The 13,178-nt window shown below is 42.2% G+C and carries 10 protein-coding genes; 3 read left to right on the top strand and 7 right to left on the bottom strand.

Annotated elements, in window-relative coordinates:
• Positions 1–33: 33 nt before the first annotated feature.
• From V7K55_RS07185 to V7K55_RS07175, 3 genes are all read right to left on the bottom strand, one after another.
• On the bottom strand, positions 34–3,543 hold the full coding sequence (locus V7K55_RS07185) for an NACHT N-terminal Helical domain 1-containing protein (RefSeq protein WP_334829624.1): 3,510 nt from the start codon (positions 3,541–3,543) through the stop codon (positions 34–36).
• A 252-nt stretch (positions 3,544–3,795) separates the two neighbouring features.
• Positions 3,796–4,683 (bottom strand): shikimate dehydrogenase, encoded by an 888-nt coding sequence (locus V7K55_RS07180; RefSeq protein ID WP_334829622.1) that lies wholly within the window; start codon positions 4,681–4,683, stop codon positions 3,796–3,798.
• A gap of 88 nt (positions 4,684–4,771) precedes the next feature.
• Complete coding sequence (locus V7K55_RS07175; RefSeq protein WP_334829620.1) at positions 4,772–5,095, bottom strand: lmo0937 family membrane protein; 324 nt, start codon at positions 5,093–5,095, stop codon at positions 4,772–4,774.
• A gap of 116 nt (positions 5,096–5,211) precedes the next feature.
• Here V7K55_RS07175 and V7K55_RS07170 point away from each other — a divergent pair, with 116 nt between their 5' ends.
• Positions 5,212–6,144 carry an alpha/beta fold hydrolase gene (locus tag V7K55_RS07170; RefSeq protein WP_334829618.1) on the top strand — a complete coding sequence of 311 codons (933 nt, stop codon included), beginning with the start codon at positions 5,212–5,214 and terminating at the stop codon, positions 6,142–6,144.
• Positions 6,145–6,328: 184 nt separating this feature from the next.
• On the opposite strand, the gene V7K55_RS07165 is transcribed toward V7K55_RS07170, so the two are convergent.
• The 4 genes from V7K55_RS07165 to efeU form a co-directional block, all read right to left on the bottom strand.
• On the bottom strand, positions 6,329–7,156 hold the full coding sequence (locus tag V7K55_RS07165; RefSeq protein WP_334829616.1) for a hypothetical protein: 828 nt from the start codon (positions 7,154–7,156) through the stop codon (positions 6,329–6,331).
• A gap of 326 nt (positions 7,157–7,482) precedes the next feature.
• Complete coding sequence (gene efeB, locus V7K55_RS07155) at positions 7,483–8,751, bottom strand: iron uptake transporter deferrochelatase/peroxidase subunit (protein WP_334829614.1); 1,269 nt, start codon at positions 8,749–8,751, stop codon at positions 7,483–7,485.
• Positions 8,752–8,780: 29 nt separating this feature from the next.
• Positions 8,781–9,971 (bottom strand): iron uptake system protein EfeO, encoded by a 1,191-nt coding sequence (efeO, locus tag V7K55_RS07150; RefSeq protein ID WP_334829612.1) that lies wholly within the window; start codon positions 9,969–9,971, stop codon positions 8,781–8,783.
• 31 nt (positions 9,972–10,002) lie between these two features.
• Positions 10,003–10,836 carry an iron uptake transporter permease EfeU gene (efeU, locus tag V7K55_RS07145; protein ID WP_334829610.1) on the bottom strand — a complete coding sequence of 278 codons (834 nt, stop codon included), beginning with the start codon at positions 10,834–10,836 and terminating at the stop codon, positions 10,003–10,005.
• Positions 10,837–11,230: 394 nt separating this feature from the next.
• Here efeU and V7K55_RS07140 point away from each other — a divergent pair, with 394 nt between their 5' ends.
• Both V7K55_RS07140 and V7K55_RS07135 read left to right on the top strand, forming a co-directional pair.
• Positions 11,231–11,440: a hypothetical protein gene (locus tag V7K55_RS07140; RefSeq protein ID WP_334829609.1), complete on the top strand. Its 210-nt coding sequence runs from the start codon at positions 11,231–11,233 to the stop codon at positions 11,438–11,440.
• Positions 11,441–11,504: 64 nt separating this feature from the next.
• Positions 11,505–13,169 (top strand): FAD-dependent oxidoreductase, encoded by a 1,665-nt coding sequence (locus tag V7K55_RS07135; protein WP_334829607.1) that lies wholly within the window; start codon positions 11,505–11,507, stop codon positions 13,167–13,169.
• Positions 13,170–13,178 lie beyond the last annotated feature (9 nt).

Below are 13,178 nucleotides of genomic sequence, written 5' to 3'. Positions count from 1 at the left end.
TCTTTTGCCATTTGCAGTTTTTTCTGAATGTTACTAATCTTTATCGATTTCAATTTTAAGGTTGGGTAATCCTTCTAATGGGCTAAGGTCGGTAACGTCTGTATCTCCTAAAACTAATTCCGTAAGATTAGGAAGGTTAGCAAGCGGACTTAGGTCGCTAACAGGCATTTTTGAAGAAAAGAAACTACTTCTAAAAAGGTTCTCTTTACCTAAACATAGTTTACGTAAACTATGGCAATTAGCAAGGGGACTAATATCAGTGACACCTGCTTCGGCTATAGTTAGGCTGACAAGATTGGGAAGGTTTGCTAAGGCACTAAGATCATTAATTTTATTATTATTAAGCATTAAATTGGTAAGATTAGAAAGAGAAGCAAGTGGACTAATATCTTGTACTTGTGTTTGATAAAGGCTTAAATTTTTCAGGTTAGAAAGTTTTTCTAAAGAATTAATAACGCTAATTTGTCCAGATGATCCCAATGCACCTACACCCTCGAAAATTACTGTTCCTATACTCAGTGAAGTTAGTTTATAAATATTGGCAAGTGGACTGAAATCACTAATCTCATTTTCTATAATATCTAACTTTTCTAGATTAGTAAGGTTAGCTAGTAAACCTAGATCGCTGATACCTGTTGTCGCTAGACCAAGAGTGGTAAGCTGGGTCATAGTCTTTAGAAACTGACAATCTATATCTTCATCTATATTAAAAATTATCAAGCTAACTAAATTCTGCATCTTCGCTAAAGGGCTAAAATCCCTTATTTCGGATTGTCCTAAAATAAGGCTAGAGAGGCTAGAAAGATTGCACAATATGCTAATGTCATTAGTTCTGATACCACTTAAGCTGAGATAATTCAGATTATAAAGAAATGCTAACGTGTTGATATCACAATTAAAAATTTCTTCTTGGAAATACCTACCTAATGATAAGTGATTCAGTGTGGGAAGTTCTGCTAATGGACTTAAATCACAGATTTCATCTGCTTCGGATATTCTTAATTTAGTGATATTGGTAAGTTTTTGTAGTAGACTCAAATCTTTTAAAGACAGCTTTTCTATAGTTAACTCTTTAACATGCTTAAGATGCTCAAATCCTTCTGATGAAACGAGAGTAGGGATATATACTTTGTTAGTATGAGATAGTACCTTCTGAGCATAAGTATCACGGTCAAAAGCATCCCAAGCTCTACCTAATTCTTTACTTAAGTCATAACGACTATCTTTTGCATAATCAGTCAAAATTTCCATAGCAGCGGAACTACCAATCTTGGCTAGCGCCTGTATACACAGAGCAGTTTCCCCATGAGAATAGTTTGGCTTAGGAGCAAGCAAAGGTGCGATCGCATCCCCAGCCCTCGCAACCATTATCACCTCGTCATCATCTTTGGGAGGCAACAACGCCTCAGCTTGTTTAAGGACTTCAGCACGTATCTGAGGGTCAACTTCTACGGTTGTTTCCAAACACGCCACCGCCAGCAAATGCAAATAATGGCCTTTATCTGGCATTTCGTTACCCATCTTGAGCAGCTTTTCAAGCAATTCTTTACGCTCTCTTGGGCGACCTAGACCCGCAGCAACAATAATTGCCTCACGCCATTGGTCATTGTCGGCATGTTTCAATAGTACATTAACACTATCTTCATTAAGTGCTGCCTGTGCAGCGAGAAACTCTTGAAAGGTGCGGTGTGCAAAATCAATTTTCCCAACAGATGGTTCCCGCAAAAGTGCTACTCTTTCCACAAATAGAGCGCGTATCTGTTTCCCAGTAACTTCCTTGGGAAGGTTCATCACTGGTAAGCGACGGGTAAAGTGTGCATCAACTCTGTCTATTTCAACGTCAGAATAATTATTTTCCATCATCCAATAAGCAAAGGATTGGATCAAAGCCATTTTCTGACTGTCGGACAGACCACCTGGGTAAGACTCGTCAAGGTCGAGTTTGATTTTCCGTCCGCGATCGCGGCTGTTCAACAGCATATCAATGCACTCTTGGTAAAGCTTGATACGTTCTGTAGGCAGATTTTCACCACGCTCTCGATATAGCGCACAAATCATCGCACACAACAATGGTGTGGTTGCCAGTCGCCGCAACTCAGGACGTTGATGCAACAGACGTTTTAGGTCGGTTGCCCTACTCTGCAAATTAATCTGTTCATCTTCTGGACGACGAGCAGCTGCTAGAGCCTTATGCCACTGAGCAATAAACTGCTCGATATCAGTAGGACTCATGGACTGTAGTGACAGATTTAGAAATTGTGCTTGCTCTGTCCAAGTTTCCCAGTCCTGCCACTTTTCCCCTTGACCATCCTTTAGCCCAGCAGGACGTGATGTGACAACGTAACGCGCATAGGGAAAGTCTGTCACCAAGTCAGCAAGGGCATTCAAAAAATCTTGACGCTGGTTTCGTGGCAGTTCATCCACCCCATCAATCAATACCAATGCATATCCTGTCTCAAGGCATTGATGTACCCACCCCTTGGGCATCGTATCAGCAATATTACGAGCAATGAGTTTTGGAAATTCTTCCGGTGTGGGGAAACCTTTATCTACTAAAGACCTTAGCCGAATAAAAAATGGTATCAATCGATTCCAAGACTCTAAGGCGGGTGGAAAGTCTTGCTTGGCAGCACGCACAGCTAGCCACTGGAGAAGTGTACTTTTACCAGCACCAGCCCCACCCCGAATTACTATCCGTCGGCAGGTAGCAAGGGTTTCGTCTACTGGAGATGTGCGTAAACTGGTGATTTTCTCCTGCTGAACGTGAACTGCTATTTCCTCCGTTAGGCTTCTACTGATAATTTCTGCCTGTTGATTTTGCTCCTCTCGCCCGTGCTGTATTGCTGATAAGGTAACGTAGGCTTTGCTGAGGCTTTGTTGAGCAGTTAGGGTATCCATTCGCGGCAAACCAAACATCTCCATCCGATCTAGTTGGCGGATGATGACTTGTCGATATTTCCTCTCAAACTCATTTTTGTCTCGTTGAGACTGTTCTTGCGATGTCTGGAGATGCTCAATAATTTCTTCTAGTCGCTGCAAACTCTCTGTAGTTGCAGCAAGTGTAAAACCTTCCAATTGTGGTGCTACTTCGATGATGCCTCTGCTTACTTCTTCTAACATCCGCTCATAGAGAGCAGTTTCATTGCGGTTAAAGTGTTTGCAAGTTTCTGGATAAGCATTACGAAGATTTAGCGTTAACGATTTTACATCCAGACTAAAACTCATCAGCAACTCACTCGTCACCTCAGCCCGACGCAATGTTTCTGCAATTTCTAATTGAATCGCCGTGCGGCTGTTTTGGCTGATGCTTACGGCTTCCAGGTCGAAAATAGGCTGCATCTTTTCTACTATCTGCTTGGCAATCTTTTCAAGACTTCTTTGTGTCTTCTCTTGGTCACTAGGATTAGAAATAAAATTTTTAAGCTTGTCTACTATATCTTCTCCAACCGCCTTCTCTGATGAGGCATTTTTCAGGCAAGTAGAGATTATTATCTTTGCTATAGCAGGGCAGAGAATGGAAAGAAGCGATCGCACAACAGCCATGAGTATGATTACAAGATATTACTTAATTTTCAATGTAATTTATACAAAGCTGAATTAACTTTTTTTCGCCATAACTTAAGGATAAATTAAGCAAGACGATGTGTTACTTATTCCTAGCAACTATATAGCACCAAAATGTAAATCCGAAATAAGGTGTGGTTTTGACTTTAATCATGCCCCAGCACCCAAATCATCTAGCCTAATCTGAGAATCAGAAATGCGAGAAAATGGGTGCATTAGTTTTGGAATACCTTATTTCCCTAAACCCAGATGATTTAATAAAGCTTGGCGCATCACTTCTACAGGTACATTTTCCTGCTGCAACCAAATTTTTAAGGCTGCTACCCCTTGCTGGACTAGCATTTCTAAGCCATTGATGGCAATTGCACCTTGTTTTTCAGCTTGCTCTAGAAATTGCGTCGGTTTAGGGATATATATTAAATCGTAAGCGATCGCACCTGTTGGTAAATCTGCTATTTCTTCTCCACTCAAAGGCGACTCGTCAACGTTGGGATACATCCCTATGGGGGTTGTGTTTACCAGCAGATTAGCTTGGGGAATTAGCTTTGCAACTTCCTCCCATTGATGAACTTGCAAATTCTCCGCGATGGGTGAATTACTCCAACTATGGCGGAATTCTTGTAATCTCTGCATATTCCGCCCAACAACAAGAATTTTGGCAAAACCTAATTGGTGACAACCTGCTACAACTGCTCTAGCTGCGCCACCATTGCCTAAAATTACCGCTACTTTCTGACTCCAATCTTGCTTATAGGTTGTCTGCAAAGGAGCGATAAATCCTTCTATATCGGTGTTTGTCCCCACCCATTGATTATTTTGACGACTAACAGTATTTACTGCCCCTATGGTTTGGGCAAGAGGGGTAATTTCTGACAGGAGGGGCATAATTGCCTGTTTGTGGGGGATTGTAACACTAAAGCCGACAACCCCAATAGCGGCAAAGCCTGCGATCGCTACTTCTAAATTCTCTGGTGCAATGGGAAAGGGAAGATAAACGTAATCTAATCCTAAATTAGCGATCGCTGCATTATGCATCAGTGGCGACAGCGAATGTTCCACCGGATGTCCAATTACCCCTAGTAGTTTAGTTTTACCTGTAATCAATTTGTCATTTGTCATGTGTCAATAATCATTAGTGATTTTCCTTGCTCAATCCTTTTAAAGCAAGGATTTCAGTCTTTATTATCACTACATATTGACCAAATTCTCACACATCACGGGCTTTAAAAAAATTGTAAATGGCAAGCCCAATAGCTATAAGTAACACTGCATGAATTAAATTTCCAGCAATATGAAGTGTTAATCCTAATGCCCAAAAAGCAACCAGTACAACAACAATACCCCAAAGGATGCTAAACATATATTTGACTCTTAGTAAAGTGATTTTTACTTGCTCACATATCTTATCGTCTAACTTGAGTTTTATTCTATTTGCCCTAAGATAGGTTAATAAATTTAAATCATCTTTCTTAAGAAAGAAACCGAAAGCATTTATTTTTTTTAATTGTAAGGATTGAGCAAGAAAAACCACTATTTACATCCCACTAACCCGTCAAGAGTCAAGGCTCAAGGGTCAAAAGTCAAAAATTACCCCCTCTGCTCCTCTGCCCTACAATTATTAAAAGCTACTTAACACTTCTTTAAATCATGCAGGCAACTACAGCCCCCTCTAAAAACCCAATTCCTGGTAAATATTGGCAGTGGCGCGGGCACAATGTTTACTATGTGCGTGCGGGAGAGAAGCAATCGCAACGTCCGCCTTTGCTTTTGGTACATGGATTTGGTGCTTCCACAGACCACTGGCGCAAGAATATCACAGGATTGTGTCAAGACTTTGAAGTATTTGCGATCGATCTTTTGGGATTCGGGCGATCGGCAAAACCAAAATTGCAGTACAGTGGCGACTTGTGGCGCGACCAACTTCATGATTTTATTACTGAAGTAATTGGTCAAAAAGCAGTATTAGCGGGTAATTCCCTTGGTGGCTACGCTAGCTTGTGTATTGCAGCGCAACATCCCGAAAGTGCGGCTGGTTTAGTTTTGCTCAATAGTGCAGGGCCATTTAGCGAAAGCCAACCCACATCTGAACCTGAAGCTTTACAATCAGAAATTCAGGCTCCCAAACAATCGGCTAATTTGCAGAAACTTCTTGGTGACTGCACTAAGTGGATTTTTCAACAACCTTTAGCCCAGTTTTTATTATTTCAGTACGTGCGACAACGCTGGGTAATTCGCCAAACCCTAGAAAAAGTTTATCTTGACAAAAGTGCCATTACAGACCAATTAGTAGAAGAAATTTCTCGCCCTGCTGACGATCCTGGTGCGTTGGATGTGTTTGTTTCAGTTTTTAGCACTCCTCAAGGGGAAAAAGTTGATGTGCTACTAAAGCAATTAACTTGTCCTTTGTTGATGCTGTGGGGAGAAGCCGATCCTTGGATGAATGCTAGAGAACGTTCTCAAAAGTTTCGTCAATATTATCCTGAACTCACAGAACATTTCTTAACAGCCGGTCATTGTCCCCATGATGAAATACCTGATAGAGTAAACCAACTTTTAGGCGATTGGGTTTTGTCTCAGTAAGTGTGTGAATAATTAAAGGTTTGTAGTAAAGGCTTGCGATCGTGTCCGCTTAATTACTTCTCAAACCCCAAGAACCCCAACGTTCCCTGGGGAGCATCCCAATTTTGCAAATCTGAGGTGCAATAACTGTGAGAATCATAACTAATTATCCGAACACGATATTAAGCCTTTACTACGAGCAAACTTATTTTAAAATATATGATTTAAGTTCTTGCTCGATTTGGTCGCTAATTATCTCAGTTCCCATACCGATTTTATCAAGGTTAACTCTAACAAAATTTGTTTTGTCTTGCTTTGTAAATTTTTTGTCATTATCCGAGTCTTTGATGATTTTTATAAAAATTGCATTTTGACTTGGAACAACAACCCAACTAATTATTCGAGTATTATTTGGGGTAATTTGCTGGAGTTGCTTACCTGATAAATCAGAAAGATAACCAATAGTAGCATCTTCGCTGTTGAGCTTTTCATCTGTATTTGTGTCCTGGTCAATTATTTTGTACAACCAAAATCTTGTATTTGGCTTGTTTACCGCTTTTACTTCCAATAAATCGAAGGAGGTGATAATGGCTTTTTTCTTTAATAAAAGATGAGCTTCACCATCTTGTTTATGATAAAAAATAATATTGGCGAATTGGTTGTTTTTTTCATAAGAACGTGATGAAAAGCTTAAATCAATTCCTTGTTCTTCATTCCGCTCTAGAACAGTAACAGGAATCATCAGATAATCTGATTGTTCTTTAATGATTAAATCACTATAGACGAGATTTGCTTGAGGCTTAGGTTGATCATCTGCTTTTGCCTGTTCTACGTTTCTACTAACAGAAGATTTACAGGAAAAAGAAAGGAAAGAAAGGGTTATGATAATTATGACTGTAGTAAAGTTTTTGAAAAAGCTATAATTTATTGCTACTGCACTGCGATTAGGTACGACAGAAGCAGACACGATTTTAAACCGGTTTAGTGCAAAAGCACTACAACATCCGACACAACGGGCATTAATAGCAACCATAAAAAAATCATCAGTATAGAACTACTTTAGGAATGGCAATCCATGATTTGGATTTAGTCTATCGGTGAGCAGATTGGGTTTTTGTCATGGATAAAGGGCGACTAATAGTAGAAGGCAAACCACAAGATGTATTTAGCCAGCGTCCACTTTTAGAAGAGTTAGAGTTGGGCATACCATTGATATATGAGATGTGATTTGATGGGTTATCTGCTGAGTCAGGATTAGTTATAGAGCGAGTCCGACAGCGAATATTAGAGCTATTCCATAATTTTTAGTGATTCACAATTTGGGTGTGACTGAACAGCAAAAAGAAAATGTCAATAAATCTAAACCGTTGATGCTTCTAGTAATGACTGACCGAGATAACCTCCTTCAGCTTTAACGCCAGGTAACGCGAAGAAATATCCACCACCAATGGGGCGAATATACTCCTCCAAAGGTTCGCCAATCAAGCGATTTTGCACGGTAACAAAGCCTTTCTCTAGGTCAGCCTGAAAACAGACAAACAACAAACCCATATTTAACTGTCCAGCTTTGTCAAACCCCCGTGAATAATTGAAACCACGCCGCAAAATCAAACTCGACTCTGATTTGCGAGGATTAGCAAGGCGGATATGAGCATCAAGAGGAATTTGTTTACCTTTAGGGTCTCGCTCGTAATTGGGAATATCTTTCTCACGGTTCATCCCCAAAGGTGCGCCAGAATCCTTAATGCGTCCAATAATTGTCTCTTGTTCTTGTAGTGGTGTGCGATCCCAGCGTTCGACTAAGTTACGGATCACTCGTACTACTTGATAGCTTCCCCCTACTGTCCAAGCGGGTTCTCCACTGTTTGGCTGTACCCAGACAATCCGATCCATCAATTTGTCATCGCCAGCATCTAAATTTGCCGTACCATCTTTAAAACCAAGCAAATTACGCACCGTAGATTTGCCTTGTTTTTTGTGGGTATTCGGCGGTAGAAATCCCGTTATTTGCCAACGCAAAGTTATCAGTCCAGGCAAGTTCTTAATGATATCGCGTAAAGCGTGGAGATTCGATTCTTCAGTATTTGCACAGAATTGCAACAGTATATCCCCATGACACAAATCTGGGTCAAGTTCGTCATTAGGAAAACTGGCCATCGGATCTAACCGCTTGGGTTTCAAGTTACTGAGTCCAAAGCGGTTATCGAACAGTGAGTTACCCACAGCTAGGGTGATTGTCAGGTTATTGGGAGCAATCTTTGGGCCCATAATCCCCGAATCACTGGGGGGAAATTTGGGGTCGCGGGGTTTGGGTGTTCCCCCTGCCATGAGAAACTGAATGCGCTCAGTTAAAGTTTTGAATAAGCGGACTAAATCTGCTTTATTTGTAGCAGTTGTATCAAATGCAACCATTAGCCCCGAAGCAGGAGTAGGGGTAAGAATACCTGCTTGGTGAAGTCCAAAGAACGGCACGACCTCTTCGTATGGGTCAAGAGGTGTTCCCATAAGAGTCCGAAAACCCAAAGTTGTTAAAGCTGCTATTCCCCCTGCTGCTGCCATGCCAATTAACAAGTCACGACGGCCTAGCTTGGGAGTAATGCGTAAACTTGGTTGCTTTGTAATGGACATAATTTACTCCTCTAGAAGTTCTCGATCAATTAATTAACGCCCAAAGTACCGCGCAGTTGAGCCAAATCTTCAGAAAGAGCAGCGATCGCTGTTTTCATGTTTTTCTTGTCTGCTTCACTCACCTTGTCGTACTTAACAAAACCACCATCAGGGGTTTTGTATTTAGCAAGTCCTTGGTCAACTTTGGCGAAATTTGCATCCACACGCGCCAGTAGTTCTGGGTTGGCTTTTTGGATGACGGGGCGCAATAACTCCACAATCTTTTGGGAACCATCGACATTAGCGCTGAAGTCCCAGAGGTCAGTATGGCTGTAACGGTCTTCTTCTCCAGAAATTTTGGTAGCAGCCACTTCTTCAATCAAGTCAGCAGCACCGCCAACCATATTTTTTGGTTCAATGGTCAAGGTAGCAATGCGTTTTTGCAGTTCCAGTCCATCTTTTTGTAGCTTTTCGGCAAAAGGTTTCATGCCTTTTGTCGTTTTGTCCTGGAATAAAGCTTTCTCTAGGCGATGGTATCCAGTGAATTGTGGGTCAGCCTCTTTTTTGGCAAAGTCATCAGCACGGGAATCCATCGTTTTATCGAGGTCGGAGAAAAGTTCAGCTATCGGTTCGGCGCGTTCCCAGTGGGCATGGGTTGGGGCATAGAGTTTCTGAGCTTTGGCAAGGTCGCCAGCAATCACGGCATCGGTGAAAGTCTTGTTGTCTGCCACCAGTTGGTCAGTTTCTTTAGTGACGTAGACTTTATATTCTGCGATCGCACCGACTAATTGACCTTGATCTACAGTCCCCTTAGCTTGAGAATTTCCAACTCCTGCTTTTACAGTGAGTTTCCCTTTGGGGTTGCTGCGTAAACCGCAAGCCATGTCATATTCACCCGGTTCGAGATTGGTTTTGAGTTTTTGAACGAAGCCAGGAGCAATATTTTCCTTTTCCTCAATGACTTTCACCCCAGATAAAATCTCCCACTCCAAAGGTTGGCTGCTTTTGTTGGTAAGCACAAAGTTGTTTTCCCCAGATGTTAGTGTCAGCTGATTGGGTTCGCAACCTTTATCTGTTACAGTCAAAGCAGTTTCTGTAGAATTTTTAGTAGAAGTATCACTGGCTACCTTAGCTTCTGGAGAACTATTCGTGGAAGTATCGCTTGATTTGTTGGATTCACAGGCAGCTACTGTCAAGGCAATTAGACAGATAATTGTTGAGTACTTTAAAACATTTTTCATTCTTGTATTTTCCTAAAAATTATTGAAGTAGTTAAGAATGCCTTACTGTAGTCTTCTGTCCAGCGTTATTCCCTAAGAAGAACACCGACATAGTAGGAATTAGATAGCCAAAATAGGCGATCGCCTCGCTGACAGTCGGGGCATCGTTATAGCCAAAAAATCCTGCCAAAAGTGAACCAATAAACCCGTTCTTGGGAAGTACCCCGCTAGCATCGAATACCACTGTTTGTAGTAAATTCCACACTCCGGCTTCATGGAAAGCTCTCACCCCACTTGCTAAGAGTCCAGCAGCAACCAGGATAATAAAGGCTCCTGTCCATTTAAAAAATCGCTTCAAGTTGATGCGGATACCACCTTGATAGATGCCTACACCGACGGCTAGGGCAGCTGCATATCCAAACAATGCCCCCACGGGAGCTTGAATTCCCAAATTTTGCTGAAACGTCGCCAGCAAAAATACTACTGTTTCCAGACCTTCCCGCAGTACTGCAAAGAATGCCATCCACACTAGTGCAGTACCCCATTTATCCCCCGACTGAATGGCAGTTTCAATTTGAGAGTGTAACTCGCCTTTGATAGAACGAGCAGCACGGCGCATCCAGAAAACCATCCAAGTGAGAACCCCAACTGCGACGATGGAAATTACCGCTTCAAATAGTTCCTGTTCTTTCTGCGGAAACTCCTGACTGGTTATTTGCAAAATAATCCCAGCAGTAAGACAAAGACAAGTCGCTAGGGCGATACCAATCCAAACTGACTTCATCAAATGGGTACGTCCAGTTTGCTTGAGATAACTGGCAATGATGCCCACGACAAGCGCAGCTTCAACGCCCTCTCGGAACATGATCAAGAAGGGAAAAAGCATGGATAACCTTATTAGCTATAATTACTATTAAATTACCATGAGAATAATAACTTACTTGAGAATACTTGTATATAACTGCGAGTTAAAAAATCTCTATAATCCTGGAAGCATAAAAGGTTTCAACCCTTTTAGCCCCGTAAATACCCAAACTTTGGGCAACTAGAAACTCCATTTATCCCACTAAGCTCCCTTATCCAATCCAATTTCAGTTACCCTGAATGACCTAAATAGCTTTATGATTCTCTACAAAAGCATATTTGAAATTATTTAGGTCTAATACCAAAATATTCTCAAGCTTATTCTAGAACATGGTGAATCACTTAAAGGTGATTCGTGCAATGCGGGTATTGAACGTTCTTCCAGGGTCAAATAAAGTGCAGGGAGATGAAAAATTATGGCTGGACATCCATTTCATGACCAACTGAGTTTAGAAGAACAAGCTGAGAAACTCGGAAAGCAAGCAGTAGGCTTGGGTCTGATTCCCAGTTTTGTAGTGCATTACTTTCCTGATACCTGGGTATTTTATATACCAAATGAAAGTCAATCAGAAGCACTGACACCAGAAGAAGCATACTTTCGTTTAAAACAACTGGTTAAACAGTAAATATTTTGACGACAGATTTTTGAAGATAACAGCTAGGCACTGCAATTGTTAAGTAACAGTAGTTATGGCGAAACCTGCTATTTTAACCGTCGATGACGATCCAGAAGTTTTGCAAGCAGTGTCACGAGACTTGCGGCATCAGTATGGCGATCGCTTCCGTATTGTTCGAGCAGATTCTGGTATTACCGCTCTGGATGCGGTGCAGCAACTCAAATTACGGAATGAAGCAGTTGCTCTATTTTTGGTGGATCAAAGAATGCCGCAGATGGGAGGTGTGGAGTTCCTTGAACAGGCAAAAAACATCTTTCCTGATGCAAAACGTGCTTTGCTGACTGCCTATGCAGATACCGATGCTGCCATTAAGTCAATTAATAGTGCCAAACTTGATTACTACTTACTTAAGCCCTGGAATCCACCAGAAGAGCGACTATATCCGATTTTGGATGATTTGCTAGATGACTGGCTAGCTGGATTCCGCCCACCCTTTGAAGGGATTCGAGTCATTGGTAATCGCTGGTCGCCTTTTTCCCATCAGGTAAAAGACTTCCTGGCGCGTAATCAGATTCCCTACAAGTGGTTGGATATTGAACTGGAGCCGGATGCAGCAAAATTAGTAGAATACGCAGAAGCTGATGGTAGACAGCAATTGCCCTTGGTGCTGTTTCCCGATGGTTCTCGATTAATCCAACCATCTAATTTAGAGATTGCTGCCAAAATTGGACTGCAAACCCATGCAGAGCGCCCATTTTATGACTTGGCGATCGTGGGTGCTGGCCCTGCGGGATTAGCAGCCGCAGTCTATGGCGCTTCTGAGGGATTGAGTACGGTCTTAATTGAGCGTGAGGCTCCAGGGGGGCAAGCAGGTACAAGTTCGCGCATTGAAAACTATTTGGGATTTCCTGTTGGTTTGAGCGGCAGCGATTTGGCCAGGCGGGGAGTCACTCAGGCGCGGCGATTTGGAGTAGAAATTCTTACTCCTCAAGTAGTAACCGGAGTTAAGCTGCAAGATCCTTATCGGGTTCTGCAATTAGCAGATGGTAGTGAGATTAGTTGCCATGCACTTTTAGTTGCAACCGGTGTTTCCTATCGTTGGCTAAATGTCCCAGGAGCCGAGAAGCTAACAGGAGCCGGAATTTATTATGGTGCTGCCATGACTGAGGCGATCGCCTGTAGCAATGAGGAAGTTTACCTAGTAGGCGGGGCAAATTCTGCCGGACAAGCAGCAATGCATTTTTCTAAGTATGCCAGTAAAGTGATTATGCTGGTGCGGGGTGAGTCCCTTTCATTGAGTATGTCCCAATACTTGATTGACCAAATTGCGGCGACTGCAAATATCCAAGTTTGCACCAGTTGCAGCGTTGTGGAAGTGAAGGGAGATGAACATCTAGAAGAAATTGCGATCGCCCATGCCAAGACTGGACAAACTGAAATCGTGCCAGCGCGATCGCTTTTTATCTTTATCGGTGCTATCCCCAAAACTGATTGGCTCGATGGGGTTATTCGACGCGATGCTCAGGGGTTTATCATCACAGGCCCCGACTTAATGCTCAATGGCAAGTCTGCTCCAAGTTGGGGTTTGGAACGCTCACCTTTTTTACTAGAAACCAGCATTCCTGGCATCTTTGCCGCTGGAGATGTGCGATCTGGATCAATTAAGCGGGTGGCATCTGGTGTGGGTGAAGGTTCAATTGCCATTCAATTCGTTCACCGCTACCTGAGCAATGTTTAGCTGGAGCAG

The sequence above is a fragment of the Nostoc sp. genome, assembly GCF_036919895.1.
Classification (GTDB): Bacteria; Cyanobacteriota; Cyanobacteriia; order Cyanobacteriales; family Nostocaceae; genus Nostoc.
Note: the sequence above shows the minus strand (reverse complement) of the source record. Positions and strands in the feature narration are given on the sequence as shown.

Excerpts from the sequence above, each read along its gene's own strand:
- V7K55_RS07185 (WP_334829624.1), bottom strand. The coding sequence starts at position 3,543 with ATGGCTGTTGTGCGATCGCTTCTTTCCATTCTCTGCCCTGCTATAGCA.
- V7K55_RS07180 (WP_334829622.1), bottom strand. The coding sequence starts at position 4,683 with ATGACAAATGACAAATTGATTACAGGTAAAACTAAACTACTAGGGGTA.
- V7K55_RS07170 (WP_334829618.1), top strand. The coding sequence starts at position 5,212 with ATGCAGGCAACTACAGCCCCCTCTAAAAACCCAATTCCTGGTAAATAT.
- V7K55_RS07165 (WP_334829616.1), bottom strand. The coding sequence starts at position 7,156 with ATGGTTGCTATTAATGCCCGTTGTGTCGGATGTTGTAGTGCTTTTGCA.
- efeB (WP_334829614.1), bottom strand. The coding sequence starts at position 8,751 with ATGTCCATTACAAAGCAACCAAGTTTACGCATTACTCCCAAGCTAGGC.
- efeO (WP_334829612.1), bottom strand. The coding sequence starts at position 9,971 with ATGAAAAATGTTTTAAAGTACTCAACAATTATCTGTCTAATTGCCTTG.
- efeU (WP_334829610.1), bottom strand. The coding sequence starts at position 10,836 with ATGCTTTTTCCCTTCTTGATCATGTTCCGAGAGGGCGTTGAAGCTGCG.
- V7K55_RS07140 (WP_334829609.1), top strand. The coding sequence starts at position 11,231 with ATGGCTGGACATCCATTTCATGACCAACTGAGTTTAGAAGAACAAGCT.
- V7K55_RS07135 (WP_334829607.1), top strand. The coding sequence starts at position 11,505 with ATGGCGAAACCTGCTATTTTAACCGTCGATGACGATCCAGAAGTTTTG.